Genomic DNA, 21,789 nt, shown 5'->3' on the forward strand with positions numbered 1-21,789 from the left:
TGCACCGCCCACAACCTCCGAAAGTTCGCGCTGGCTGCCGGATGAGCGCCGTCATGTTATCGTCGCGGCCACACCGAGACTAAACAGACAGGCTCCTAGAACGCCGCCATGCGCACGCCGATCCTCATCCTGATCTCGCTGCTGACCACGTCCGCCGCCGCCGCGGAGACCCTGCGTCTGCCGCGTGCCGAGCGGCCTCAGGCGGGCGCGACCGTTCCGCTGAAAGGCGCGGCCGGCAAGGCACGCGCCGGCTCCTGCGCGACTTACGGCCCGCGCTTCGTCATGGTCGAGGGCACCGGGACCTGCGTGAAGATCGGCGGCTCGATCAGCATCGACACCACCGTGAGGCGCTAAAGGCCATGCCGGCGGATTTGCTGCGCCTCGACCTCATCGTTCCCGTCTTGATGTACTGCGCGCTGTTGTGGTGGGTCGGCCGTGGCCTGAGCTGGACGGCACGGCTGGCGACCGCGGCGGTGACGCTGGTGCTGATCGTCTGCGTGCTGCTGGTCGAGCGCGGTTGGCGCTGAGCCCAAACAAAAACGCGAAAACAACCCCATGCACAGTAGCCAAGCCACGGCAAACCCTCAGCATTCCCGTGCTTAGGATTTAGCGAAATGAAAGTTGACGCGTCGGGCAAAGCAGGGGCATGATGTCATCATCGAAAGATGTGGCTGATTGATCGCGCGGTTTGCTCACGACATCGGCGGCGCGACGAACTGTGCAAATCCAGGCCGCTTGCCGAGCTCGGCGAGCCAGCGCGTCAGATGCGGCTGCGCCGGCCGGGAGATGCCCTCGACACCGAGCCAGCGCCGCGCATAGGAGCCGAGCGCGATGTCGGCGAGCGTGAACGCATCGCCCTCGATGAAGCGGCGCGAGGAGAGCAGGCGGTCGGCGATCGCCCAGACCTCGGCGGCGGCATCGGCATCGCGCTGCACTTGGATCATGTCGCGCTCGGCGGGCGCGGTGCGTACGATGCCCCAGAACACCGGGCGGTCGACCGGCTGCACGGACGACAGCGTCCAGTCGAGCCAGCGATCGACCGAGCTGCGGCTCTTCGGTGCCTCCGGATAGATCGGCGTGCCACGGCCGTGCGCGAGGCAGAGATAGCGCAGGATCGAATTGGATTCCCACAGCACGAAGTCGCCCTCGACCAGCGTCGGGATCCGCGCATTCGGGTTCATCGCGAGATAGTCGGCCTCGCGCGTCCTGCCGTAGCTCATGCCGGCGTCGATGCGCTCATAGGGCAAAGCGAGCTCGGTCAGGCACCACAGCACCTTCTGCACGTTGACCGAATTGGCGCGGCCCCAGATCGTCAGCTTGGTGTCAGGCATCAGGCGTCTCCCGCGGCGTTGTGCTTGCGCGGGTGATAGCGGAAATTCCTGAAACGCGCGATGCGCGATTGCGGCGCGCCTCTCATGCAAAAAGCTCCGCACGCGGCGGAGCTTTCATTGCAAACAACTCGGCAAGTTGATCCCGTCGCTCAGCGGCCGAAGAACAGCCACAACAGAATGATCACGGGGATCGGCACGCCAAGCATCCACAGCAACAGTCCTCGTCCCATCGCGTCCTCCTCCAATTGCATTGTCGAGGAGTGAACGCGGGCAGCGAGGGCTTGTTCCTGCGGCGCAGCCCTACCAATGGCCGGTATTCGGCATCGACGTCCAAGGCTCCTGCGGTGCCTTCGGCTCGCCCTTCTGCAGCAGCTCGATCGAGTGCAGGTCCGGCGAGCGGACGAAGGCCATGTTGCCGTCGCGTGGGGGACGGTTGATGGTGACGCCGGCCTTCTGCAGCTTCTCGCAAGTGGCGTAGATGTCGTCGACCTCATAGGCGAGATGGCCGAAGAAGCGATCCTCGCCGTATTTCTCCTCGTCCCAATTCCAGGTGAGCTCGACCAGCGGCGCACCGCGGCTCGAGGGCTGCTTCTTCAGCGCGTCCAGATCGTCCGCCGAGCACAAGAACACCAGGGTGAAACGTCCCTTGTCATTCTCGATCCGCCGCACCTCCTTCAAGCCCAGCGCATCCTGGTAAAACTTCAGCGCGACATCGAGATTGCGCACGCGCAGCATGGTGTGGAGGTATCGCATGGTTGTTGCTCCCTGGAACGGATGGAGGGTTTTTGGGTCGGCGGGAGGGAGAGATAGCAGGAAAGTGGGAGGAGGGGCAGGGGCTGGGGTGCGTGTGCGTGAGGAGGTCCAATACGGATCCACGTTGGCGGGTGGCGATGAATTAGTGCACCGTAAGTCAGGCAAATAAACCCCCTTGTTCACGGATGAACATCAAGTCGGACCGCCATCAGAGATTGTACCGTGGCTCTCTTTAACGGGAGGCTTTATGAGAGTATTTTTGATTTCTGCCTTTGTCCTGGCTTCGACCGGGGCTTTCGCTCAAGACATCTCGATGTGTACCAACAACGGCTTTTCGGTGAAGTGCTGCAAACAGTCACTTGCCAAGCATGGGCCTTTCGGGACCGCTCAGGGGCAGGCCAAAGCTTTACGCGAAGCCGATATGCAGAAGTGTATGGCGGGTGCGCCCGCGGCGGCTGGCTGCACGGTGGCTAAGTGCCAGCAGGTACAAGCGGGTAAGGGATATACTTTCGAGCAATCTGCAACATGGTGCCCCAAGAACTTGAGCCGGGGATGCACCTGAACGAGGGACGCGGCGGTTTGAGCTGCCGCGCTCTCACGCCTTGCATGCGACAGACCCAATCGCAGCGAAAATCATCCGACCGAATTAAGCTACTGCAAGACCTTCGGCAGCACGATCACGACGTCAATGTCTTGCTTCAAGATGCGGCTGGCGATGTCTCCGACGAGCAGGGCAAAGTCTTCTTCTATCGCAGCAGCGGCGGCTTCGTCTTTGGCGTAGACGTACAACAGCGGCCCCTCGATCTCGGCAAAACGAACCCCGGTGAAAACGCGGTCGAACTCGCTTGCGCCAAGGACTGCCGCTAGGCGGGCCTGGATTGCAAAATCCTGAATGTCGGATAATTCCATGCGAGACAGATAGAGACGATGCGCCTGAAAACAAGGGCGAAATTCGATCCGATGGGACGCAAGCACCCTTGCGTGTGCTTCATCGCAGATGGCCTCAATACCCCGTTTTATTCTGTCCAGATCGAGAGGGAAGATGCGCAAGGCGCTGGCAGAACTCGTTGCGGTGACAGTGCACTCAATTGACACCGTACCAAGCGCGGACGAGTTGTAGAGCGAGCAGGTGGCGATTGAATTCAGTGCACTGTCACCGTAATTACAGCTCGGTTGATGTAAAGCGCTGGAGTACTCGACAGGTAACCGCGAGTAATTTCTGAACAAGTCTTATGGCCGGCTGCACACGGACTCTGATTTGCGGAAATTCGCAATGAGACTCGCAAGGGAAATCTTCGGCTATCCCACTTATCCACAACCATACATTCTATCCACAGGCTAAGCACTTACAGTTTCACGTGAAACTGCGTTTCAGAAAATTATTGACCCAATTTAGATGTGCATGGGCGCATTTTTTTGTGGCGAAGCAGAATTGATTCGTGGATATGCCAAAGGTGTTCATAGGAGCATCTGATGTCTGCGGAAAAGAAAGTCGTCGTCACGCGCGATTATCGAGTCACCGTCATCGTTGAAGAGCTCAAAACTCCGAAGGTGAGCGACGCGCCGAACTCTCAGGAGTTTTGGAAGAGTGAGGTTGAGGAGTTTATCGACGAGGCCGATTACTCGGTGTGATGTCCCCCGAGGGCGTATTTTCCGCTCTGGCAAGCGGGACGACCAACCTAACGTTTCGGTACCGTCGAAGGCGTGTTCGGATCGACATGCTCTATGAATTCGATTCCGCCTTCACCTCGGGTGATGGTGTCCCACAGGTCAAGCCCGGATTGCTCGACCATAAGCTTCCAAAGCTCATCAAGATCGGCTGAAGCCTCGGCTACGTGCTCGGGCGTGCATTCGAGCTGCCAACCGGCGAGAAGGTCGGCGCCCGACCGCCAGTCAATCTCTGCATGTGTACCGATCTCTATCTCATCGTATTCCCGGTACTCAGGCTTTCCATGGGCGAGGGTGTCCCTCAGAAGCTTCGTGTTCTCCATGGTCTTGTGCGGCCGCTTGTCCTTCTCGATCGGAATGGAAAGGGCGCCGAATACCTTCTTGAGCTTTTCGTTGAAGGGGTCGCGCTCTTTCCAGTTCGGGAGCTTTCCTGCCTTCTCCATCTCAAAGCCCATGAAGTTGACGTTCGCCTCGAATGTGAAGGCGATCAGTGTCATGCAAACCATGCCGTCGATGAGGATGCCGCCGCTGCCGGCCTTCTGTTTTTCTTCAATGAGTGTTGCGAAGTAACCTACCGCACTAGAGAGATCGTTATGAACGAACACGCGGGCCGATTTCGTGACACGCGCCTTGATCTTCTCTTCCGACAATTCAACCCCCTATGCCCCTGAATGCCAATGGGCCGTCTTCGGCGCAAAGCATAGCGTACGGCTGACAACAGCGGGAGATTGTATGAGGAAGCTCGTGAACGTATTTAAAGCCCTACCGCTAGACCAGCAGCATGAGACCTATCCACTCATCACCGCGACGTATTCCTGGCGAGGTCAAGAAACCTACCGCAACGGTGAAGTACCGCTCTCTCAAAGACCCGTCGAAAGGCTGGGCCGGGAGAGGCCCCGAGCCGTCCTGGTTGATGGAGGAGATGAAAGAAACGGGCAAGGGGCGTGAAGCCTTCAAGACGTGGAGCACCAGTCCGGCAGGTTACCGCTCTTTGTCCGTACCCAGTCATTCGGCTTCTTCACCGGCTTGGGTTCAAACTTGGGAGCCTTCTTCGTGCGGTCGATCTGTCCAAGCAGTGCTCGCCAGCCTTCGTCATCCCTCCAGTGATCATGTGCCCACGGCGAGATCTGGCATTTGTAGATCAACAAGCAGTAGGGGTTTTTCCTCACCGCATACCGGGGTATCTGCGCCACGGCGTCGAGCTGTGCGAGGGGGACCCGATCCGGTACTTCTCCAGTTGCACCATGCAGTGTAGCCGGCGGAGGAAGGGCACTCCGCGCTCCATCACTGACCCGTCCAGGCGGATGGTCATGGTGGGCTTCTGATAATCTTCCTCGGGGCGTGTTCGATCTGGTCGAGGGTTTTGACGGCAACGCATTGACCACTTGAATCTATAAAGTGGCTGAACGACGCACGCGGGTCCGCAACCAGCGAGAAGCTGATTTTTGAATCACTGTGATGTCTCCGGGGCGGGCGTGCGGACATCGTACGCCAATTTCGGAATTACGTAAACGGACCTTTGACGGGGAGTTGCGACTCACTTGAGCGCAAAAGAAAAGCCCCCCGACAAGCAGGAAGTTTTCCAGCGTCTTGCGCCGACCATCCGAATCCTGCTTGGTTGTGGTGTTGAAACGAACAACCGGAGGGAAATATGGTTGATGCGGCGGTTGCGTTGACGGATGAAGTCGCGGACGAAGAAGAGGAGGTAGCTAAGGACGAGTTTGCGTACGCGCGAAGCCACGAAGCTTCGAAATTTGCGTACGAAACGTGCAAGGTTATCGCGCAAACGGTGTTGCTGATAAACGGTGGCGCCGCGACGGCGGTGATTGCACTCCTTTCGCGTGATCGCGTGGACCAAGCGCTCCTAACGTGGGTGCCATGGGGTGTCGGTGCGTATGCGCTTGGTGTGTTGTTCGCCGCGGTCATGCTCTTCTGCGTGATGATGATGGCCGACAACTGGAATTACTTTTGGTACTGGTCCTCCCATGGTGAAGATCCAGAACATGCGCTGAAGACCGAAGCCCGAGCGCATCTTTGGCATAAGGGCGTCTATATCTTCTTCGTTGTACCGGTCGTTTGTTTCGTTGTTGGGAGCGGGTTTGTGGCTTACGGCCTTGCCAAGTCGAAGCCGACTACTCCGACCGGCGCGTTTCCATCTGTCATCTATGTGCCGGGACCGCCGAAGTAACAGCACCGCGAAAGCGCTTGAAGTGTACAAGTTCCTTCCGCAAGATTCACGTCAAGGGCAATCGTCATGCACCGCGGCTGCCCCGACGTGAATGCCGGTGCATTGTCAAACGACAGAAAGCAGGTGCATGGATGCCATCCTCTCCACGCCAGGTAAAAGAACGCCCAATTATCTTCAGCGCCGCCGTGGTGCGCGATATTGGAAGGCCGCAAAACTCAGACGCGGCGGGTCATCAAGCCTCAGCCGTTCACGACTGCAAAGCCATCGTTTGTTGAGCGAGAGTACCTATACGGCACCCAGGGTTTGATTGGAAGAACTGCGAGTGCAACTACCCGGCTATGGTCGCAAAGTGCCCCTACGGCCAGCCCGGCGACAGGCTGTGGGGTGCGGGAGGCTTGGGCTGATGTGTTTTATGGTTGCGGTGACAGTGCACTCAATACGCTGTGGGCCAACGTGGATCGAAACCGCAGAGCGAGAGGTGGCGAGGTCAATTTAGTGCATGTTACCTTAACGAGGGCAATATTGAGTGGGGTATCATGGATTGGTCACTTATAGCTGTGCTGGCGATAGCGGGCGGGTTCTTACTGTGGCGGCAATCAAAAAATGCGGAGCGGGCGGAGGCAGCAAAGGATCGACTCGCGCGAGACAACCATCTCTACCAAGCCATAAAAGCCGGCATGCGCGAGTATCATTGGCGCGAGCGCGATCACGACTTCTGGAAAGCGAAAAACGGCGAGAAGTTATTCGAAACGGCGCACCTCGCGGCTTTCCGCATCGATCACTTCGCGGAAAGCCGCGTCGGGTTTTATTTCAAAGACCTGGATGAACACGGCTTGTATAGCGCATTCGCGGGCAACGGGGACGAGCTCATCGAAAGTTATTACCGGACCGACGGCACCTTCCAGCAAGAAGGCGTGCTGCTTCACGACGACTAACGAGGACCGAGCGTATCGGCGCTTTCCTTGCATACTCTGCGAAGCCAAAATCGGTGAAATCAGCTTGTGCGAAGCCAAACCAGTCCGAGTCGGACCTGGGACGAAGCCTTTGTTACGGTGGCGGTGCGCTCAACTTGCAGCGGCAGCGAGTGCGGTCCGTGTCCGTAGGACGCGCGGCAGCGAACTTAGTGCACTCTCACCGTAATCATCGAAGTGAAATTCCGAATATCGTCAAACAAAATCAGAACGCGAACCACGCCAGCGTGGCGAGGACCGGGAGAATGGCCACTCCGAAAAGCACGAGCGGTGCGGGTTCGTTGCCTGTGCGGTCACTCATGATGGCCTCCTAAAGGACAGCCCCGCAGCGGCGGCGCCACGGGGCTGTCAGTGCCGGCACGCAGGGGGGAGAATGCCGGCACTGCTTAATTAATGAATTTCGATGGGCCGGACTTGTTCCTAAGGGCGCTGCGCCGAGTCCGAACGGCGCTCTGATGCAAGAGGCCTGGCCTCACTCCGGATCGGCTTCCTCGTCGCCGTTCTCGAGCTGCGCCCGATATTCCTGCGCAGCTTTCAATAGAGCTTCTCTGATTTCGCCGTCCGCCGTCTGAGCGGCGAGAGCTTCGGCACGGTCGGCCTGATGCCGGAGAGATTCCTTGGTCATGCACAGCCAACTCGGCCGGCATCGCGCCGGTTCCTCAGGCCGCCTTCTCGACACCCTTCGCGACGATCTCGACTTCGAAACAGCCCATGTCGCGGAGCTCGGCGGCCTTCTTCTCGGCCGCTTCCCTGGTGTCTCTCTTCAAAATGATCTGGCCCGCTCCGTCGCGGGCGCAAACGAAATAAGGCATTTCGATTCCCAATTTCGTTTGCATACACACGGTACCAGGTTTCCGCAATTCTACGGCTCACTCCTCTAGCCCAGCCTTTTGCCGCATCTTGTCGATCAGCTCGGAGGCCTCGGCCTTGGTCAGGTCCTGCTCCGGCGGGGTCTGGCGCGCCTGCTCGGCGAGGGTCTTGAGGTAGGATTCCTGGGCTCCCGTCATCGGATCGTTCCCGGAAACCCAGTCTTTCGGGTCCTTCCCGGTGTTGTCTGCCATCGCATGTCTCCTTTTCCTTTTCCGTCCAACGTCGGACTCGACTCTTCGTTCCGTTTTTGTTCTCATGGCGTCATATTCAAATCGCGAGGCGGAACATGCCGGACCTGGACACTGTCAGGCGGGAGATCGAACGGATGCGCATCCAGATGGGCAGGCAGAGGAAGGAGATCCTGCAGCTGCAGCGGGCGGGCCTCGGGACGGCTTCGGCCGAAGCTCTGCTGTCGCGGATGGAGGCGAAGGTCGAAGGTCTTTGCGCTGAGCGTGACGCGCTGAAGACTGCGCAGCCGCGCCAGACCAGGGGCAGGGTGCTCGGCGGGAGGACGTGGTGAGCAGGCGATGGTTCGACGACGAAAGAGAGCTATCGCCTTTCCTCGCCGCGCTCGAGGACGTCCGCCGCAAGGCAACGCGGGAAGGGTGGTGCTATGCCCACGTCCAGGCCATCATCGTGGCCATCGACCAGTACGCGGAAGCCGCGACCGGCAACCGCGAATATTTCCTGAACAAGCCGGTCTCGATCGGTAGCAGCCGGAAAGCCGGGGACATTCCGTAGAGAGCCGTGGCGCGGAGAAGCCCAAACGGTAAGTGCCCCGGGGCCGCTGAAGCGCCATGACTGCCGGAGAGGCGCTGCCCCAGGCTGCGGCGCCTCTTGTGACGATCAATTCGTCGGGAGTCCGTCGCTTGCAGGTTAGCAATGCCCTGGTGTGTGACTCGTCGGTACGAAATTGGAGGCATGGGCAAAGCGACAAGGACGTGATAAATTCCAGGAATGCCAAAGCAAAAGCGACAGACTGGAAAAACCGACAAGGGCGGCTTCGTGGTTGGCCGCGCCAGCTTTGCGAAGATCAGCGCTGTTGAAGGCATTCGGCTGAAGCCGGCTATGACCAAACGAGCTGCCGAAGCCACTGCCAAGGGCCTGTCCGCGGAAGAGTATCGCCGCACGATCTTGCGCAGCTACCGCAAAGGCTGAGCGCAATCGCATGTACGATGCGATTGACGATCCTTACACCTACGAAAACTCCACCGTCCTCGTTAACAAGCTCGATCTGCGGGACCAGGAAGAGCTTGACGATTTCGAAGCCGAAATCTCAAGCGCTCGATCGAGCGAGCCGTTTCCCGAAGGCCAGCTGGACTTCGCCCACTACTGCGCTGTTCATCATCACCTTTTCCAGGACGTCTACGAATGGGCAGGGACGCCGCGGACGGTCCGGATGTCTAAACAAGGCAGTCCATTTTGTTTCCCCGAACATATCGATGCCCAGGCCGCGAAGCTTTTTGAAGAATTGAAAACCGACCATTTCCTCAAGGATCTTCCTGTGACCGAGTTCGCAGCGAAGGCTGCTCACTTCCTCGCTGAATTGAACGTCATCCACGCATTCCGCGAAGGAAACGGGCGGTCTCAATTGTCGTTCTTTGCCATGTTGGCCGAGCTGGCCGGCCATCCGCTCGATCTGGAACGGCTCGACCCTGGCGCTATGCTCGATGCCATGATTGCCAGTTTCGACGGAGATGAAACCGAGTTGGCCCAAGTCATAGCTGGCCTCGTCACCGTCTAACCCGGAGGGCAACGGCGATGAATTTAATCCACGGTCGCCGAACCCCAGCCCCGCCGGCGCGACCAATCGTTATGCTTCAAGCCTTGCTCAGCGCGATCGTGGATATTGTCCTGTCTGCCGCATCGAGCGCCGTCGTCAGGTTTTTCGGCCTCGAAAATGTCGTCGAAATCGCGACGGCTGTCTTCGGCCTCGGCTGTATCGTGATCGGCTCTGCAGTCTTTTTGCTGGAGCACTGACGAGGGAGCGTCGTGAAGACGATCACATTGCTTGCAATGGCGGCGCTGCTGCTGCTGGAAGCCTTCGGCCCGACGTCGAGCGTCGGCGGCCCGATGACCTTCATGCTGGTCTTTGTTGTCGTGATGCTGGCGGTCGCGATCTACGAGGCCTGGTCGAACAGGCGCGGGACGATCGGATGGATCGTCAATGTCTTTGCCTGCGCTTTTGGCGGCCTGGTCGCGATTGCCCTGGTCGGAATGGCGATGGACATCGTGCTCCCGTACCTTCACCTCGAAGGCTCGCTCGCCTCGTTGCAGCATCCCCTGAAGTATGTCGTGGTCGCAGCCGTTGCGCTTCTCATGGTGCTGGGATCATGGCTCCCGCTCCAGCTCTTGAACCGGCACCGCTGATACGACCCTCGGCAGCCCCGGGGGACAGCCGAGGCCGACACCTTCGCTGCTTGCAGCTAGGCCGCAATCCGTTGTTCGACCGGGGCCGTCAGCAGCTTGAGCGCTTGGGCGTGTTGCAGGTCGGGGACCGCGATGGCCGTGTGGCTGTAGATCGCATGGCTGCGTGATTTTGCAATCGTGTCCAGGATCTGACCGCCCTTGATGACGTGAAGGCCCATGCCCTCGTCAGTGGGGAAGATCGCCAGCACCACGTCATAGGCCGCGATGACGGCTCTGAGCGCTTCGGCCTTGTCCTCGGCGACGTCGACAAAGACACGAACATCAGCCGCGAGTTCACGCAGCTCGTTAAAATCCAGCACTGTCAGGATACTCCAACGCAACGATACTGAAGTGAGCTTGGCGGCGTTGGGTTACTGAAGTGTCAACAAGGCAAGCCGAGCCACAAGTTTCACGCCGAGGTGACTTCACGCTCTAAAGCGCGATGCGATGAGGATGAATCGCCATCGCGCTTTAGGTTGTTGTTTAAGCATGATCTTTTCGGAAAACCGCTGCGCACTTGTCCGGATCATGCTTTAGCGCTTTGCGTCCTCCTTGCGCAGCCGGACCTCCGCGGACTCGTCCACGAGGTTCAAGGCGAGGCCGTCATAGCTCAGCTTGAGCCCGCGGCCGACGATCCATGTCCACCCCTCGCGGTCCTTGACGGCTTGCGCGTTGACCTGGTCGGAGATCGATTTGACGGCGGTTTCCTGCGACCCCGGATTGTTCAACGTCGCATTGACGCGCCGGATCGGGTGCCTGGCGTCGGCCTCGTCGCTGTCGACGGTGACCTTGGCGCCATTGATGTCGCATTCGAGGGTGTAGGAGCCGCGGCCCCGGCGGCAGAGATAGTGGCGTTGAGTGACGAGCTTGCTGGTCTCATCGAACGTCATCCCGGGCGAGAAGCCGAAGATGTCGGACTTTTTCACGACGGCGAGGGACGCAGGCTTCAGGAAGCTCGGCTGGATCGCGACGAGGGCTGCCACGACAATAACGATCAAACCTGCGACGACGATAGCGACCTTCATGAGCACCCCACGAGAGAACTTCAGACCCTTATATCAGCCGGGGCGTTCTGCCATGCCCAAAAGCGAAAACCCCGCCTGGGGGAAGCGGGGCCTTCTGGTGGGGTGAAGCTTGGGGACTTCAATGATGAGACGTGCCAGCCGCCAAATGGTTCAAACAGGACCGAGGTATGTCCTGCGGCATCTTGCACAGGAAGCAGGGAACCCCGCAGAACCCCTGCTTGCGTTTTCGGCCTCGATGGGTTCTAAGCCCCGTCACTTCATGACCTCTGGCATGAAATCAGCAGCGCGTCCCCGCGCTTCAGGCCGCGTCCACAGCAGAGTTGCTCGCGCGCACAAAAGGAATTCAGACATGGCGAAGATGACGAAGACTCAATTGATTGATGCAATTGCCGAGGGCACGCAGCTTTCGAAGAACGACGTGAAGTCGGTGATCGAGTTCATGGCCACCGTCGGCTACAAGGAGCTCAACGAGTCCGGCGAGTTCGTCATTCCCGGCTTCGTGAAGATGTCGGTCGTGAACAAGCCGGCGACCGAAGCCCGCATGGGCGTCAATCCCTTCACCAAGGAGCCGATGCAGTTTGCGGCCAAGCCCGCGAGCAAGTCGGTCAAGGCCTCGCCGCTGAAGGTGGCCAAGGATTCCGTCTAAGGCGCTGCCGACGTCATTGCGGCGGGCTTTTTCGCGAGCCGGCGCAACGATCAACGGCTGAAGACAAAGTGGTGTTCGGCGACGGCGATGCCGAACATCGCCACGACGATCAGGACAAACCACAGAGATCGTCGGTCGGCCTGTCCGGGCGCGCTCTGCGGTTTCCCGCAAGCCGGGCAGATCGAAAGTCCGATCGGGACCTCGTTCTCACAGAACTCGCAGATCATCGGCGCCTCTGGCAGTCAGCGACGGCCTCAAGAGAAAAACCCCGCGCTTTCGCACGGGGCTCTTCTGGCTGACGGCGTTGGGATTTCAGCGCCTGGCCGCCAGCCGTATTCCTAACTTAAAGTTGAAAACCCAAAAAGCAACCGCGCCGCGATGACGGAATATGTTCGTCTACCCGCGGCGCTGCCATATGACTGGGCGCTGAAATCCCCAGCTCCCATGGGTCCGCGCGGTGCCGAAAAGGTTCAACGCGACATGCCCAGGGAAATCGCCAGCAAGGGGGCTGGACTTTTTGTTCTCATTTTGTTCTAGTGAGCCGCCTTAGGTCAATCGCTTGGAGGTGACTCATGACCGTCGAAAAGCAGCGTGAAGTGATCAGGCTCTGGAACGAGCTCAGGAAGCTCGAGGGCCCGGCCGCAGAGGAGCTCCGCATCCAGATCCTGGAATGCTTCTCGCAGAAGGGCCAAGCGAAGCGGGCGGCTTGATCGGGCGGGCTTCGCAGCGGGGGCGGACGACACGACCCACCTGAAGCTTGCTTTGGCGGGTTTGCCGGATCGGCCGCAACCATTCGCTGCTGATGTCCTGGGAACGAACATGTGCCATCAGCGTTCGGCCTGCATGACATGCCCGCGATGCGCCAAGCCGATGATTGCGATCTCCGCCAAGAGCTTTCGATGCGAACCTTGCCGCGAGATCGTCATCGTGTTCGCCGTCGTCTCGAAATTCTTGTCGCCGAAGATTGTGCCGACGACCGCTGAAGACGTTGCGTCGCGCGCCTTCATCGATCGTTAGGAATCGCTCCGCGCCGATTTTTCCGACTCCGATTCGTTCTTTGAGAACGAAATGGAGTCGGATGCAGAACATGTTGCGCCTGCCGGCGGCGATGCGGTCGCGCGTGTCAGAACCAGACAGCGTGAGGCTTCGCACAGTCCCGTCCACGTCTCTTCGTTAAGGAGTGGGCGAGGAGAGCGACATGGATGCGTGCTGGTTTCTCGCCGAGATCGCCAAAGTGTTTTGGTACGATCGGCACCCGCGTTTGCGCAAAGGCAAGCCCTCGGTGCCGCAGGTGCCGCCGCCGGGATCGAAATCTCCTGATGCTTCGTCTCGGGATGCGACGTGATCGGATCGTCGCGCGTGCATGTTTTGTTAAGAACTGTGCCGCGCCGATTTCTTCGATTCCGATTCGTTCCTCGAGAACGAAATGGTGTCGAAGCTGGAACAAAGCCGGTCGGCAAGCAGCAAACCGTCGCAGCCTCGGCCTTGCGCGATACGAAAAGCGGCTCGCCGTGATCGGAGGCGCTCCGCAAATTCCTAACGATCATTTGCGGGGAAGCCGATAACCCTATTCGGTTAGGTTAAAAGCCCAATCACGTTGCGCTTGCCGCTGCTTGGGATAGGTGTCTGGCAAAGACAAGCAAGAAGCGACTTTGCCAAGAAGCCATTTTGTCATGACACCTTTTTCAGAGCCGTCTTTTTACCAAGGCGACCGGCCCACCTACCGGCGTGTCGCCATCGTCGGCACGTTGTTCTGTCTCGCTTTCGTGGTGATCAGCTTCTCGCTGCGGCCGCAGGTCGAGGATACGCGCGTTGCGGTCAAGGCCGACCGGCTGGTGCGCACGGCGGGCCAGGCGGCGCACGCCAATTAATGCGGCGCACGCCAACTAGAGCTGCGCACGCCAACTAGAGCGGCGCGCGCCGATTAGCGCTCGTCGCTGTGGATGCGGTCGGCCGGCGCCTGCGAGCACGTGGTGCCGCGCGAGGCAAGCGCCACGAAGCCGGCATAGCCGGACAGGTTGAGCAAGACTTCGAGCCACGCGGGCATGTCAGCCTCTTCCGCTCTGCGTGAGAAAGAATTCAACGTCCGCGCGCAATCCTGGTTCCCTGCTCCTCGCGAAGAAACTAGACTGGAGAGGAGGGGTCGAGCCGGCGCCCGAGGGTGGCAACGGATTCGCTCGAGGGCTGCTCTTTCAGGAACTCGGCGATGGCCTGGGCCAGCTCGCGATCACTCATCGGCGTCGGCGGCGGGTGCAGCGCGCCGACCCCGAAGCTGCGAACGATCTCGTCGTAGTGCTGATCGTCGGATTTGGGAACCATCTTGCGGATACGGGCCAGCAAAGCAGATAAGGGCAAACCTTCCTCCTCGATCATTCGCCCCGCTGGCAGCAATCGTCGTGTGCTGCCATCTGCTCCCCGTGAAATGAAAACCCCGCCAGCATCGCGGAGATGCTGACGGGGCTTCGTGCTGTCGCCTCAACCCGGATGGCGGAGGCTCCCGCACTTAAAGAGGCAATGCGTTCCCGGCGATTTCGTTCCGGGCTCCACGATTTTTTTGCGGCGCCCGGTTCCGTACCCTGCGCGCAACCATCGCAGGCGCTCATCGTTATCTCTGCGAGACGCGAAGGAGGAGAGCATGAAGAAGACACTGGCAGTTCTAGCCACCGTCGCAGCCGTCGGCGTGACCGCGGTTGCAGCCCCGGCGCCTGCCGAGGCGCGCGGACGCGGCATCGGCCCGGGCCTCGCATTCGGCCTCGCCGCCGGCGCGATCACCGCGGGCGCGGTCGCAGCGTCGCACCCCTACGGCTATTATGGTCCCCGCTACGGCTATTATGACGGGCCCGGCTACTATTACGGGTCTGGCCCCTATGCCTATTACGGCGGCGGACCCTACTACCGGCGCCATCACCACTGGCGCCATTGGTAAAGTGGCAAGCGAAAAGCCCGGAGCATCGCTCCGGGCTTTTTTCATGCGCATCGATCAGACGCGTCTTACGGCCAAAGCGAGGGCCGTTCGACCTTGCGGGCGTTCTCTAGCGTCGACACGAAATACTCCTCGCGCTCACGCTTGAATTTTTCCTGCGTGGCACGGAAGGCGGCAACACGGGCGGCGATCTCATCGCGCTCACGGGCTTTGCGTTCTTCGTCTTCGGTCATAGCCATCCCCTCGGTTCTACTACTGAGCTCAAGCACTGCCGCCGCATCATCTTGAGTCGCATCACCCATCCATTGATGCTTCCGAATGGGGCGTCAATGGGGAGGAGGCATTGCAGGATTGTGATATGCGAAGGCCGGAAAAAATTGCCGAGCGCATCGCGTTAGCGCTTGATAAGAGCGTCAACAATCTTGCCGCTTGCGCACGGTTGCTGCAGGGCAAAACGAATCGGGAGGCCGCGATTGATTGCATCGGATCTTCAAAGCGGCGTTGAACGGCTCGGCGACATGATCGCCGAGGCCAGGACCATCGTGCCGTTCACCGGCGCCGGCATCTCGACCGAGTGCGGCATTCCCGACTTCCGCTCGCCGGGCGGAATTTGGACGCGCAACCGTCCGATCCCGTTCGACGAATTCGTCGCGAGCCAGTCAGCGCGAGACGAATCCTGGCGTCGCCGTTTTGCGATGGAGGAGGTCTTTGCTGCGGCGAGGCCCGGCCGCGGCCATCGCGCGCTGGCCTCGCTCTACCGCGCCGGCAAAGTTCCCGCCGTCATCACCCAGAACATCGACAATCTGCATCAGGCCTCCGGCTTCGCCGGCGAGCACGTGGTTGAACTTCACGGCAATACCACTTATGCGCGCTGCATCGGATGCGGACAGGCCTATTCGCTCGACTGGGTGAAGCGTCGCTTCGACGACGGCGGCGTCGCGCCCAATTGCAGGGCCTGCGAGGAGCCGGTGAAGACCGCCACGATCTCCTTCGGCCAGATGATGCCGGACGAGGAAATGCAGCGCGCGACCGCGCTGTCGAAAGCCTGCGACCTCTTCATCGCGATCGGTTCCTCGCTCGTGGTCTGGCCGGCGGCGGGCTTTCCGATGATGGCGAAGAACGCCGGTGCTCGTTTGGTGATCATCAATCGCGAGCCGACCGAACAGGACGACATCGCCGACCTCGTCATCCACCACGACATCGGCGAAACGCTCGGGCCCTTTGTCGGCAATTGAGGCATCAGTTTGATTCGCGGCTGTGCAAGCTGTTCATAGGTTCCGTCGAATCTCTTTTTTGTCTATGCCTCGCAACCGGGAGTGTTATCTTTTGAGTCGAAAGATTCGCGTCGCGTCCAGTTGAGAAGGTTCTCGAACGACGCGTGATTCGACGCCGCTGCTGAGGCGGGTCGCATGACAGTGTGGGGTCCGGGGTTATGGGGTCGTCGGACGGATTTGAGTCCAAGAAGCTCGGGGTTCCCGGGCAGGGAGTATCGTCCGGGCGGATCACGCCGGGCGAACACGGCGGCGCCGGTCGCGACAGCGCACTCAGTCCCTTCAGCGGGTTGGGTGAGGCCAGCGCAAATCTCGTCGAAGTCCATGGCGTCATCAAATGGTTCGACGCCTCCAAAGGCTACGGCTTCATCGTTCCCGACAACGGCTGGCCGGACGTGCTCCTGCACGTAACCGTGCTTAGGCGCGACGGCTTCCAGACCGCCTATGAAGGCGCCCGCATCGTCGTCGAGTGCATTCAGCGCGCCAAGGGTTACCAGGCGTTCCGCGTGGTCTCGATGGACGAGTCGACGGCGATTCATCCGGCGCAGATGCTTCCGCCGCGCACCCATGTCACGGTCACCGCGACCAGCGGGCTGGAACGGGCCCAGGTCAAATGGTTCAACCGCCTGCGCGGCTTCGGCTTCCTGACCTGCGGCGAGGGCACGCCCGACATCTTCGTGCATATGGAGACGCTGCGCCGCTTCGGCATGACCGAGCTCAGGCCCGGCCAGTATGTCCTGGTCCGCTTCGGGCCCGGCTCCAAGGGCATGATGGCGGCCGAGATCCATCCCGAGACCGGATCGCCGGGATTGCAGTCGCACTAAAGGGCGCCAAGTCCCGCTATTGTCACTCCCGCAATCGTGAGCAGAGGCGCGCCGGCAGGCCGGCGCGCCTCTGGCTTTTCCGGCGACCGCCGCGTAAGGACTGGTTCCCGTCCCACGCCTCGAGTGTCACCCATGAATCTTGATCGGAAGGCTGTCTGGTCCGCTCTGAAGGGCTGGCTTGCCGCCATCCTCGTCATCGCCGGCGTGGCGGCCGCAAGCGGTCCTGTCCGTGCCGCGAGCTTCCAGCCGCTCGAAATCGTCACCAAGAACGGCGTGCAGGTGTTCTCGGTGGAAATGGCGACGACCGAGGAGGAGAAGCAGACCGGCCTGATGTACCGCAAGGAATTGGCGGACGGCAAAGGCATGCTGTTCGACTTCAATCCCGAGCAGGAAATCTCGATGTGGATGAAGAACACCTATGTCTCGCTCGACATGATCTTCATCGGCGCCAACGGCCGCATCCTGCGCATCGCCGAGAACACCGAGCCGATGTCGACGAAGATCATCTCGTCCCGGGGGCCCGCCCGGGCCGTGCTGGAGGTCGCGGCAGGAACGGCGCAGAAATACGGCATCCGCCCTGGCGACCGCGTCGGCCACCCGCTGTTCGGCAGCAAATAGGGCGGGCAGGCGAAGGTCGTTGCCAGCCTTGCTGGCGCCAGTTTGTAAGCTTGCTGGCGCCTTTGGAAGCGTGTATCGACGGGGCTCGCCGGACATTCGGGGTATAGCGCAGCCTGGTAGCGCGGCAGTTTTGGGTACTGCAGGTCGTTGGTTCGAATCCAGCTGCCCCGACCAGTCCCGACCTACCCCCCGGGGGACCCTCAAGCCCGATGGCCCACCAGAGCTTGAGCCCCTTTAGCTTCCTGGCGCTGCGTTCAGAATAAGAGCCAATTGACCAGGCGCCAGGCGATCCAGGCGAGGGCGCAGATCCATCCCAGCATCGCTATCCCCGCAAGGCCGAGCCCACAGAGCGCGAGCAGAGAGCTTCCGGGCTCCGGCGTCTCCGCGAGTTTCTCAGGCGTATCGATGTGGCACGCTTGCCCTGCCGTCTGCTGTTCATTGGTTTCGGCTCGTTCGCGAAAATTCACCGGCCGCGCTCCAGTTCACATGGACATGAGGGCAGGCGGGCGCGCGCGGATCGCGGACACCTCGGATGCCCTGATAGACGGGAAAAAGCTGCAACGCGGTGCGCAGTGATTGGTTGCTGTCCGACGAAGGGCGCGACAATGGAATTTTGCCCGCATCGGCATGACCGAGCATTCCCGACCTCGACGAGCGCGCAACGCAGGCTTCACTCCGATGCCCAGGCTGCGTCAAGCGCAAGCGCCGGCCGCTGATCTGATCGCGGCGCGCCTCAGACCGGGGCAGAATTGCCGACGCCGCATCGAACCTTTGGGCGTCGCAATAGACTTATGTGTGTTGGGGATTTCAGCGCCCAATGTCTAAACGGACGCCGCCAAGCGATGATATTCCGCTTGCGCGGCGTTGCGCTTTTCGGACGTCATTTTTGTCAGATCCGGCCGATCAACCCGAAGCGTGCCAGCCCGGCGGAAACGGAACGAACGGCCAGACCATCTGGTTGTCGTTGGCGGCTTGCGGCGGCTCTTGCACCGGCGTCCTTGCGACCGGCGTCATTCGCAGCGCCAGGCGCAAACGTGCACATTGCAAATTCATTTTGGCCGTCCTGACGAATCGTCTCGAAATTCAATTACAAAATCTGACGTCAGCTCAATCAAATTGCCACGCGCGCGGCGCGGCCATCTCAAATCACGAAACATTCTAAAAAAATCGACGCTCTCTTTCAACCGATTCCGGTCCGAAGCCACGAGAGGTAAGGTTGACCGGTTAGGTTAAGGATGAGCGGTTGTTGCGGCCGCTTTTGGCGATCGTTATCAGATCGATTCCGGCTCGCGATGGGCTGCCTGCAATTCGTGCTCACACAAGGTCACGGTTCGTCGCGGCGCGCGTATCCTGTGAGTTCTGCGCCATGACTTTCGATCGCAACTTCAAAACCGCCGGTCCGCAATCGAGTTGGAGCGAGATCTGGCACCTCTGGACCGTGATCGTACCCCGCCGCTCGATCAACGGGCAGCTCGTGGTCGGCAAGGTCTGGCGCCGTCATGACGGCCGCGATTGGATCTACAGGAAATTCACCGAGTTCGACGGCGAGGAGGTGGCCTGAAGCGCGATGAGCCTGGAATGAGCCATCATCCACGCACGTCAGCGTAGAACGGCAGCGTTCCCGGCTCAGGCCGCCTTCGCCGCGGTTGCCGCCGGCTTGGGCGGCGGCGGCTTCAGCGGCTTGTCCTGCTTCTTCGACCACGAGATGTAATAAGCCACCGTCGTCATGATCGCGATGCCGGCAACGCTGACGAAGATCTGCGCGAGCAGCGAGCCCGAGCTCATCGACAGCTCGAAATGGCCGACGAAGGACAGGAACACGCCGACGCAGAACACGGCGAGCGACTGCTGGCCGCAGACGATCAAGGGATCGAACACCTTCCATTCGAGCCCCGGCCATTCCTTCGGCACGAAGCGGATCACGAGGATCACGATCACCACGAAGTGGAGGAAGCGATAGGGCGCGAGGTTGGTCTTGTCGTTCGGGTTGAAGGCCGAGAACAGCCACTCCGGGAACATGCCGCCGAACGCGGGGAAGCGGCCGGCCATGGTCATGATCAGCGCGAACAGGAGATAGCCGAGGCAGAAGTAGAGCGTGATCGGCGCGTTGATCAGCGTCATCGAGCGGCGTGCGCCGCCCATCGCGCACCAGGCGCCGAACACGAACAGCACCTGCCAGCAATAGGGGTTGAAGTACCACTGGCCGGCCGGATAGGCGTTCAGATTCCAGCCGAAGTGACGCGCGACCAGCCACAGCACGATCGACAGCACCATCGTGAGGTCGGGCTTGCGCAGCATGAACCACAGCACTGGCGGGAACAGCCCCATCAGCACGATGTAGAGCGGCAGCACGTCGAGATTGAGCGGCTTGAAGCGGAGGAACAGGCCCTGGCGCAGCGTCTCGGTGGCGTTGTCGACGAGGCCGGCGACGTTGAACTCGTTGATCATCTCGGAATCGCCGAAGCGCAGCGCCAGATAGCTGATCGAGGCGATATAGATCACGAACAGGATGATGTGGGCGACGTAGAGCTGCCAGACGCGCTTGGTGAGCCTGGTGGCGCCGACGAGGAAGCCGCGGTCCAGCATCATCCGCGCATAGACGAAGGAGGCCGTGTAGCCGGAGATGAAGACGAACAGGTCCGCTGCGTCGGAAAAGCCGTAATTGCGCGTCGTGATCCAATTCACGACGTTGTCGGGAATGTGGTCGAGGAAGATCGCCCAATTCGCGACCCCGCGAAACAGGTCGAGCCTGAGGTCACGGCCTTTGTCAGGGAGCGTGGCGTTGATGTTCAGGAAGGACATGCGACGGGAGCTCTCGGAGGGGACGGTTACACTGATGTCGGCGAGGCAGCGCCGCCGGGCGGGACCCCAGCGCGGAAGGCGGGTACGCAATTGTCACGGTGCAGCATAATGACTATACCGTTGGCGAGGGTGCCGGGGGGCCCCCGGAATCACCGATTAGTTCCCAATCGGTGTCTCTATACTATCCCTGAGGTTTCCACCAACTGCTACCGTGACGCATCGAAATCGAACGATCAAGACGAAGAGGCCGGACCGCCAATGACCGCACGGATTTTCAAGCCCGCCAAGAACGCGATGCAATCCGGACGCTCCAAGACCAGGGAATGGCAGCTCGACTACGAGCCGGAGCAGCCGCGTTCGGTCGAGCCGCTGATGGGCTGGACCTCGTCCGGCGACATGAAGCAGCAGATCACGCTGCGCTTCCACTCCAAGGAGGAGGCGATCGCCTATTGCGAGCGCAAGGGCATCGCCTACCAGGTGATCGAGCCGCAGGATTCGATCCGCCGTCCGGTCGCCTATGCCGATAATTTCTCGTTCCGCCGCGGCGAGCCCTGGACGCATTGAAGGCGGCCCGTAGCCTGAGACTTCCGTCATGCCCGGGCTTGTCCCGGGCATACACGTTTTTCGGAGGGGCGCGAGTTCGGCCTGCATGGTTCGAGACGCCCGGCTTAGACGGGCTCCTCACCATGAGGGTCTGACATCTCGCTGCGAAATGTGACCTCATCCTGAGGGCCCGCCGGAGGCGGGCGTCTCGAAGGATGGGCCACGGGCAAGCTTCCCGCCACGCTTTTATAGCGCCGAGGAAGCCTAAGGTGGTTGGCACCAATTCCACCCCATGCTTCGCTGCCCCGCATGACACGACCATAACGAGGTGGGGTATGGCGGGGCGGGACCAGCTCGACAGCGTCGATCTGAAGATCTTATCCGAGCTGCAGCAGGACGGGCGGGTTCGCAACAACGAATTGGCGCTGCGCGTCGGCGTGTCCGCGCCCAACTGCCTGCGGCGGCTGAAATCGCTGTTCAGCCGCGGCGTGATCCGGGCGGTGCGCGCGGTCATCGACGAGCGGCGACTCGGCTATGAGGTGGTGTCGTTCGTCTCGATCCAGCTCGGCAGCCAGGCCCAGCCGGTGCTGGAGGCATTCGAGAGCTCGATCGCTGCGATCCCGCGCATCCAGCAGTGCTGGCGGATTTCGGGCGACACCGACTATCTCCTCAAATGCGTGGCGCCGAGCGTCGAGAGCATGCACCGGCAGCTGCTGCATTTCGCGGCAATGCCTGACGTGAAGAACGTTCGCAGCTTCCCGGTGTTGGGTGTTGCCAAGGACGTCCCGTTGCCGTTGCAGGACGTCGCGGCAGCCGCGTCGGCGGGGTAGGGACCCCCCGCTCCCGGCGTGCCGAGTCATAAAAGCCGAATCAGCAGACCGTCATAAAAGTTTAGTAACTCACATAACTGTGACATGTGATTTACGAAGTCCTGCAATGCGCCGAAC

Annotated in this window: 38 protein-coding genes and 1 tRNA gene; 22 read left to right on the forward strand and 17 right to left on the reverse strand. The window is 60.5% G+C overall.

What is annotated here, in order from left to right; translation table 11 throughout:
• Positions 1–108 precede the first annotated feature (108 nt).
• Positions 109–354, forward strand: a complete 246-nt coding sequence (locus tag IVA81_RS38595; RefSeq protein ID WP_247328622.1) for a hypothetical protein — start codon at positions 109–111, stop codon at positions 352–354.
• 5 nt (positions 355–359) lie between these two features.
• Complete coding sequence (locus IVA81_RS38600; protein WP_097662679.1) at positions 360–527, forward strand: hypothetical protein; 168 nt, start codon at positions 360–362, stop codon at positions 525–527.
• A gap of 165 nt (positions 528–692) precedes the next feature.
• On the opposite strand, the gene IVA81_RS38605 is transcribed toward IVA81_RS38600, so the two are convergent.
• The 3 genes from IVA81_RS38605 to IVA81_RS38615 all read right to left on the reverse strand — a co-directional run bounded on the left by IVA81_RS38605 (position 693) and on the right by IVA81_RS38615 (position 3,134).
• A complete protein-coding gene (locus IVA81_RS38605) occupies positions 693–1,331 on the reverse strand; it encodes a glutathione S-transferase (RefSeq protein WP_247328625.1) in 639 nt (212 codons plus the stop codon).
• 300 nt (positions 1,332–1,631) lie between these two features.
• A complete protein-coding gene (locus IVA81_RS38610) occupies positions 1,632–2,084 on the reverse strand; it encodes a VOC family protein (protein ID WP_247328629.1) in 453 nt (150 codons plus the stop codon).
• A gap of 651 nt (positions 2,085–2,735) precedes the next feature.
• Positions 2,736–3,134, reverse strand: a complete 399-nt coding sequence (locus IVA81_RS38615) for a hypothetical protein (RefSeq protein ID WP_247328632.1) — start codon at positions 3,132–3,134, stop codon at positions 2,736–2,738.
• Between the two features lie 423 nt (positions 3,135–3,557).
• On the opposite strand from IVA81_RS38615, the gene IVA81_RS38620 reads away from it, so the two are divergent.
• On the forward strand, positions 3,558–3,716 hold the full coding sequence (locus IVA81_RS38620; RefSeq protein ID WP_247328635.1) for a hypothetical protein: 159 nt from the start codon (positions 3,558–3,560) through the stop codon (positions 3,714–3,716).
• A 47-nt stretch (positions 3,717–3,763) separates the two neighbouring features.
• Here the strand turns inward: IVA81_RS38620 and IVA81_RS38625 are convergent, their stop codons facing one another.
• Positions 3,764–4,402, reverse strand: a complete 639-nt coding sequence (locus tag IVA81_RS38625) for a hypothetical protein (protein WP_247328637.1) — start codon at positions 4,400–4,402, stop codon at positions 3,764–3,766.
• A 1,001-nt stretch (positions 4,403–5,403) separates the two neighbouring features.
• Between IVA81_RS38625 and IVA81_RS38630 the strand changes: the two genes are divergently transcribed.
• Together IVA81_RS38630 and IVA81_RS38635 are read left to right on the forward strand one after the other, a co-directional pair.
• Positions 5,404–5,940 carry a hypothetical protein gene (locus IVA81_RS38630; protein ID WP_247328640.1) on the forward strand — a complete coding sequence of 179 codons (537 nt, stop codon included), beginning with the start codon at positions 5,404–5,406 and terminating at the stop codon, positions 5,938–5,940.
• Positions 5,941–6,476: 536 nt separating this feature from the next.
• Positions 6,477–6,875 (forward strand): hypothetical protein, encoded by a 399-nt coding sequence (locus tag IVA81_RS38635; protein WP_247328643.1) that lies wholly within the window; start codon positions 6,477–6,479, stop codon positions 6,873–6,875.
• 508 nt (positions 6,876–7,383) lie between these two features.
• Here the strand turns inward: IVA81_RS38635 and IVA81_RS38640 are convergent.
• The 3 genes from IVA81_RS38640 to IVA81_RS38650 are packed head-to-tail and all read right to left on the reverse strand — an operon-like array spanning position 7,384 to position 7,972.
• Entirely contained in the window at positions 7,384–7,536 is a 153-nt protein-coding gene (locus IVA81_RS38640; protein WP_247328646.1) for a hypothetical protein, read from the reverse strand.
• A gap of 34 nt (positions 7,537–7,570) precedes the next feature.
• Entirely contained in the window at positions 7,571–7,723 is a 153-nt protein-coding gene (locus tag IVA81_RS38645) for a hypothetical protein (RefSeq protein WP_247328649.1), read from the reverse strand.
• A 57-nt stretch (positions 7,724–7,780) separates the two neighbouring features.
• Entirely contained in the window at positions 7,781–7,972 is a 192-nt protein-coding gene (locus IVA81_RS38650; protein WP_247328652.1) for a DUF3072 domain-containing protein, read from the reverse strand.
• A gap of 95 nt (positions 7,973–8,067) precedes the next feature.
• Here IVA81_RS38650 and IVA81_RS38655 point away from each other — a divergent pair, with 95 nt between their 5' ends.
• The 6 genes from IVA81_RS38655 (at position 8,068) to IVA81_RS38680 (ending at position 10,151) form a co-directional block, all read left to right on the forward strand.
• Positions 8,068–8,301, forward strand: a complete 234-nt coding sequence (locus IVA81_RS38655; RefSeq protein ID WP_247328655.1) for a hypothetical protein — start codon at positions 8,068–8,070, stop codon at positions 8,299–8,301.
• Positions 8,298–8,522, forward strand: a complete 225-nt coding sequence (locus tag IVA81_RS38660) for a hypothetical protein (RefSeq protein WP_247328657.1) — start codon at positions 8,298–8,300, stop codon at positions 8,520–8,522. Before IVA81_RS38655 ends, IVA81_RS38660 begins: the two co-directional genes overlap by 4 nt.
• 216 nt (positions 8,523–8,738) lie before the next feature.
• Positions 8,739–8,939, forward strand: a complete 201-nt coding sequence (locus IVA81_RS38665; protein ID WP_247328660.1) for a hypothetical protein — start codon at positions 8,739–8,741, stop codon at positions 8,937–8,939.
• A gap of 10 nt (positions 8,940–8,949) precedes the next feature.
• Positions 8,950–9,525, forward strand: a complete 576-nt coding sequence (locus tag IVA81_RS38670) for a Fic family protein (RefSeq protein WP_247328663.1) — start codon at positions 8,950–8,952, stop codon at positions 9,523–9,525.
• Positions 9,526–9,596: 71 nt separating this feature from the next.
• Positions 9,597–9,761 carry a hypothetical protein gene (locus IVA81_RS38675; RefSeq protein WP_247328666.1) on the forward strand — a complete coding sequence of 55 codons (165 nt, stop codon included), beginning with the start codon at positions 9,597–9,599 and terminating at the stop codon, positions 9,759–9,761.
• Between the two features lie 12 nt (positions 9,762–9,773).
• Positions 9,774–10,151, forward strand: coding sequence for a hypothetical protein (locus tag IVA81_RS38680; protein WP_247328669.1), 378 nt, complete (start codon positions 9,774–9,776; stop codon positions 10,149–10,151).
• A 56-nt stretch (positions 10,152–10,207) separates the two neighbouring features.
• Here the strand turns inward: IVA81_RS38680 and IVA81_RS38685 are convergent, their stop codons facing one another.
• Together IVA81_RS38685 and IVA81_RS38690 are read right to left on the reverse strand one after the other, a co-directional pair.
• Entirely contained in the window at positions 10,208–10,510 is a 303-nt protein-coding gene (locus IVA81_RS38685; RefSeq protein WP_247328672.1) for a hypothetical protein, read from the reverse strand.
• 213 nt (positions 10,511–10,723) lie between these two features.
• The gene (locus IVA81_RS38690; RefSeq protein WP_247328674.1) at positions 10,724–11,215 is read right to left on the reverse strand and encodes a hypothetical protein; all 492 of its coding nucleotides are present in this window, start codon (positions 11,213–11,215) and stop codon (positions 10,724–10,726) included.
• 349 nt (positions 11,216–11,564) lie between these two features.
• Between IVA81_RS38690 and IVA81_RS38695 the strand changes: the two genes are divergently transcribed.
• On the forward strand, positions 11,565–11,861 hold the full coding sequence (locus IVA81_RS38695) for an HU family DNA-binding protein (RefSeq protein ID WP_045007219.1): 297 nt from the start codon (positions 11,565–11,567) through the stop codon (positions 11,859–11,861).
• Between the two features lie 50 nt (positions 11,862–11,911).
• On the opposite strand, the gene IVA81_RS38700 is transcribed toward IVA81_RS38695, so the two are convergent.
• Positions 11,912–12,088: a hypothetical protein gene (locus IVA81_RS38700; protein ID WP_247328677.1), complete on the reverse strand. Its 177-nt coding sequence runs from the start codon at positions 12,086–12,088 to the stop codon at positions 11,912–11,914.
• A gap of 345 nt (positions 12,089–12,433) precedes the next feature.
• Here IVA81_RS38700 and IVA81_RS38705 point away from each other — a divergent pair, with 345 nt between their 5' ends.
• A complete protein-coding gene (locus IVA81_RS38705) occupies positions 12,434–12,571 on the forward strand; it encodes a hypothetical protein (protein ID WP_247328680.1) in 138 nt (45 codons plus the stop codon).
• Positions 12,572–12,688: 117 nt separating this feature from the next.
• On the opposite strand, the gene IVA81_RS38710 is transcribed toward IVA81_RS38705, so the two are convergent.
• Positions 12,689–12,868: a hypothetical protein gene (locus IVA81_RS38710; protein ID WP_247328683.1), complete on the reverse strand. Its 180-nt coding sequence runs from the start codon at positions 12,866–12,868 to the stop codon at positions 12,689–12,691.
• 666 nt (positions 12,869–13,534) lie between these two features.
• Between IVA81_RS38710 and IVA81_RS38715 the strand changes: the two genes are divergently transcribed.
• Positions 13,535–13,732, forward strand: coding sequence for a hypothetical protein (locus tag IVA81_RS38715; RefSeq protein ID WP_247328686.1), 198 nt, complete (start codon positions 13,535–13,537; stop codon positions 13,730–13,732).
• 53 nt (positions 13,733–13,785) lie between these two features.
• On the opposite strand, the gene IVA81_RS40565 is transcribed toward IVA81_RS38715, so the two are convergent.
• Positions 13,786–13,908 carry a hypothetical protein gene (locus IVA81_RS40565; RefSeq protein ID WP_256469429.1) on the reverse strand — a complete coding sequence of 41 codons (123 nt, stop codon included), beginning with the start codon at positions 13,906–13,908 and terminating at the stop codon, positions 13,786–13,788.
• Positions 13,909–13,985: 77 nt separating this feature from the next.
• Entirely contained in the window at positions 13,986–14,234 is a 249-nt protein-coding gene (locus IVA81_RS38720; protein ID WP_247328689.1) for a hypothetical protein, read from the reverse strand.
• A gap of 262 nt (positions 14,235–14,496) precedes the next feature.
• Here IVA81_RS38720 and IVA81_RS38725 point away from each other — a divergent pair, with 262 nt between their 5' ends.
• The gene (locus IVA81_RS38725; RefSeq protein ID WP_247328693.1) at positions 14,497–14,787 is read left to right on the forward strand and encodes a hypothetical protein; all 291 of its coding nucleotides are present in this window, start codon (positions 14,497–14,499) and stop codon (positions 14,785–14,787) included.
• 65 nt (positions 14,788–14,852) lie between these two features.
• Here the strand turns inward: IVA81_RS38725 and IVA81_RS38730 are convergent, their stop codons facing one another.
• On the reverse strand, positions 14,853–15,017 hold the full coding sequence (locus IVA81_RS38730; protein WP_162832225.1) for a hypothetical protein: 165 nt from the start codon (positions 15,015–15,017) through the stop codon (positions 14,853–14,855).
• Between the two features lie 240 nt (positions 15,018–15,257).
• On the opposite strand from IVA81_RS38730, the gene IVA81_RS38735 reads away from it, so the two are divergent.
• From IVA81_RS38735 to IVA81_RS38750, 4 genes are all read left to right on the forward strand, one after another.
• Complete coding sequence (locus IVA81_RS38735) at positions 15,258–16,019, forward strand: NAD-dependent protein deacetylase (protein WP_247328713.1); 762 nt, start codon at positions 15,258–15,260, stop codon at positions 16,017–16,019.
• A gap of 197 nt (positions 16,020–16,216) precedes the next feature.
• A complete protein-coding gene (locus IVA81_RS38740; protein WP_247328716.1) occupies positions 16,217–16,879 on the forward strand; it encodes a cold-shock protein in 663 nt (220 codons plus the stop codon).
• 132 nt (positions 16,880–17,011) lie between these two features.
• On the forward strand, positions 17,012–17,497 hold the full coding sequence (locus IVA81_RS38745) for a DUF192 domain-containing protein (protein ID WP_247328736.1): 486 nt from the start codon (positions 17,012–17,014) through the stop codon (positions 17,495–17,497).
• A gap of 97 nt (positions 17,498–17,594) precedes the next feature.
• Positions 17,595–17,671 (forward strand) — tRNA-Pro (locus IVA81_RS38750).
• A gap of 261 nt (positions 17,672–17,932) precedes the next feature.
• On the opposite strand, the gene IVA81_RS38755 is transcribed toward IVA81_RS38750, so the two are convergent.
• Both IVA81_RS38755 and IVA81_RS38760 read right to left on the reverse strand, forming a co-directional pair.
• A complete protein-coding gene (locus IVA81_RS38755) occupies positions 17,933–18,136 on the reverse strand; it encodes a hypothetical protein (protein ID WP_247328757.1) in 204 nt (67 codons plus the stop codon).
• A 250-nt stretch (positions 18,137–18,386) separates the two neighbouring features.
• Positions 18,387–18,584 carry a hypothetical protein gene (locus IVA81_RS38760; RefSeq protein ID WP_247328759.1) on the reverse strand — a complete coding sequence of 66 codons (198 nt, stop codon included), beginning with the start codon at positions 18,582–18,584 and terminating at the stop codon, positions 18,387–18,389.
• Between the two features lie 279 nt (positions 18,585–18,863).
• Between IVA81_RS38760 and IVA81_RS38765 the strand changes: the two genes are divergently transcribed.
• Positions 18,864–19,058 carry a hypothetical protein gene (locus tag IVA81_RS38765; RefSeq protein WP_247328762.1) on the forward strand — a complete coding sequence of 65 codons (195 nt, stop codon included), beginning with the start codon at positions 18,864–18,866 and terminating at the stop codon, positions 19,056–19,058.
• Positions 19,059–19,123: 65 nt separating this feature from the next.
• Here the strand turns inward: IVA81_RS38765 and IVA81_RS38770 are convergent, their stop codons facing one another.
• Positions 19,124–20,299 carry an OpgC domain-containing protein gene (locus IVA81_RS38770; RefSeq protein ID WP_247328765.1) on the reverse strand — a complete coding sequence of 392 codons (1,176 nt, stop codon included), beginning with the start codon at positions 20,297–20,299 and terminating at the stop codon, positions 19,124–19,126.
• A 258-nt stretch (positions 20,300–20,557) separates the two neighbouring features.
• On the opposite strand from IVA81_RS38770, the gene IVA81_RS38775 reads away from it, so the two are divergent.
• Together IVA81_RS38775 and IVA81_RS38780 are read left to right on the forward strand one after the other, a co-directional pair.
• On the forward strand, positions 20,558–20,863 hold the full coding sequence (locus IVA81_RS38775; RefSeq protein WP_212085072.1) for an ETC complex I subunit: 306 nt from the start codon (positions 20,558–20,560) through the stop codon (positions 20,861–20,863).
• A 314-nt stretch (positions 20,864–21,177) separates the two neighbouring features.
• Positions 21,178–21,672 (forward strand): Lrp/AsnC family transcriptional regulator, encoded by a 495-nt coding sequence (locus IVA81_RS38780; RefSeq protein WP_247328768.1) that lies wholly within the window; start codon positions 21,178–21,180, stop codon positions 21,670–21,672.
• Positions 21,673–21,789 lie beyond the last annotated feature (117 nt).

The sequence above is a fragment of the Bradyrhizobium sp. 141 genome, assembly GCF_023074055.1.
In the GTDB taxonomy this organism is placed as follows: Bacteria; Pseudomonadota; Alphaproteobacteria; order Rhizobiales; family Xanthobacteraceae; genus Bradyrhizobium.

Coding starts and splice junctions, on each gene's coding strand:
- IVA81_RS38595 (WP_247328622.1), top strand. CDS start 109: ATGCGCACGCCGATCCTCATCCTGATCTCGCTGCTGACCACGTCCGCC.
- IVA81_RS38600 (WP_097662679.1), top strand. CDS start 360: ATGCCGGCGGATTTGCTGCGCCTCGACCTCATCGTTCCCGTCTTGATG.
- IVA81_RS38605 (WP_247328625.1), bottom strand. CDS start 1,331: ATGCCTGACACCAAGCTGACGATCTGGGGCCGCGCCAATTCGGTCAAC.
- IVA81_RS38610 (WP_247328629.1), bottom strand. CDS start 2,084: ATGCGATACCTCCACACCATGCTGCGCGTGCGCAATCTCGATGTCGCG.
- IVA81_RS38620 (WP_247328635.1), top strand. CDS start 3,558: ATGTCTGCGGAAAAGAAAGTCGTCGTCACGCGCGATTATCGAGTCACC.
- IVA81_RS38630 (WP_247328640.1), top strand. CDS start 5,404: ATGGTTGATGCGGCGGTTGCGTTGACGGATGAAGTCGCGGACGAAGAA.
- IVA81_RS38635 (WP_247328643.1), top strand. CDS start 6,477: ATGGATTGGTCACTTATAGCTGTGCTGGCGATAGCGGGCGGGTTCTTA.
- IVA81_RS38640 (WP_247328646.1), bottom strand. CDS start 7,536: ATGACCAAGGAATCTCTCCGGCATCAGGCCGACCGTGCCGAAGCTCTC.
- IVA81_RS38645 (WP_247328649.1), bottom strand. CDS start 7,723: ATGCCTTATTTCGTTTGCGCCCGCGACGGAGCGGGCCAGATCATTTTG.
- IVA81_RS38650 (WP_247328652.1), bottom strand. CDS start 7,972: ATGGCAGACAACACCGGGAAGGACCCGAAAGACTGGGTTTCCGGGAAC.
- IVA81_RS38655 (WP_247328655.1), top strand. CDS start 8,068: ATGCCGGACCTGGACACTGTCAGGCGGGAGATCGAACGGATGCGCATC.
- IVA81_RS38665 (WP_247328660.1), top strand. CDS start 8,739: ATGCCAAAGCAAAAGCGACAGACTGGAAAAACCGACAAGGGCGGCTTC.
- IVA81_RS38670 (WP_247328663.1), top strand. CDS start 8,950: ATGTACGATGCGATTGACGATCCTTACACCTACGAAAACTCCACCGTC.
- IVA81_RS38675 (WP_247328666.1), top strand. CDS start 9,597: ATGCTTCAAGCCTTGCTCAGCGCGATCGTGGATATTGTCCTGTCTGCC.
- IVA81_RS38690 (WP_247328674.1), bottom strand. CDS start 11,215: ATGAAGGTCGCTATCGTCGTCGCAGGTTTGATCGTTATTGTCGTGGCA.
- IVA81_RS38695 (WP_045007219.1), top strand. CDS start 11,565: ATGGCGAAGATGACGAAGACTCAATTGATTGATGCAATTGCCGAGGGC.
- IVA81_RS38700 (WP_247328677.1), bottom strand. CDS start 12,088: ATGATCTGCGAGTTCTGTGAGAACGAGGTCCCGATCGGACTTTCGATC.
- IVA81_RS38705 (WP_247328680.1), top strand. CDS start 12,434: ATGACCGTCGAAAAGCAGCGTGAAGTGATCAGGCTCTGGAACGAGCTC.
- IVA81_RS38710 (WP_247328683.1), bottom strand. CDS start 12,868: ATGAAGGCGCGCGACGCAACGTCTTCAGCGGTCGTCGGCACAATCTTC.
- IVA81_RS38715 (WP_247328686.1), top strand. CDS start 13,535: ATGACACCTTTTTCAGAGCCGTCTTTTTACCAAGGCGACCGGCCCACC.
- IVA81_RS40565 (WP_256469429.1), bottom strand. CDS start 13,908: ATGCCCGCGTGGCTCGAAGTCTTGCTCAACCTGTCCGGCTATGCCGGC.
- IVA81_RS38720 (WP_247328689.1), bottom strand. CDS start 14,234: ATGATCGAGGAGGAAGGTTTGCCCTTATCTGCTTTGCTGGCCCGTATC.
- IVA81_RS38725 (WP_247328693.1), top strand. CDS start 14,497: ATGAAGAAGACACTGGCAGTTCTAGCCACCGTCGCAGCCGTCGGCGTG.
- IVA81_RS38730 (WP_162832225.1), bottom strand. CDS start 15,017: ATGACCGAAGACGAAGAACGCAAAGCCCGTGAGCGCGATGAGATCGCC.
- IVA81_RS38740 (WP_247328716.1), top strand. CDS start 16,217: ATGGGGTCGTCGGACGGATTTGAGTCCAAGAAGCTCGGGGTTCCCGGG.
- IVA81_RS38745 (WP_247328736.1), top strand. CDS start 17,012: ATGAATCTTGATCGGAAGGCTGTCTGGTCCGCTCTGAAGGGCTGGCTT.
- IVA81_RS38755 (WP_247328757.1), bottom strand. CDS start 18,136: ATGCTCGGTCATGCCGATGCGGGCAAAATTCCATTGTCGCGCCCTTCG.
- IVA81_RS38765 (WP_247328762.1), top strand. CDS start 18,864: ATGACTTTCGATCGCAACTTCAAAACCGCCGGTCCGCAATCGAGTTGG.
- IVA81_RS38770 (WP_247328765.1), bottom strand. CDS start 20,299: ATGTCCTTCCTGAACATCAACGCCACGCTCCCTGACAAAGGCCGTGAC.
- IVA81_RS38775 (WP_212085072.1), top strand. CDS start 20,558: ATGACCGCACGGATTTTCAAGCCCGCCAAGAACGCGATGCAATCCGGA.
- IVA81_RS38780 (WP_247328768.1), top strand. CDS start 21,178: ATGGCGGGGCGGGACCAGCTCGACAGCGTCGATCTGAAGATCTTATCC.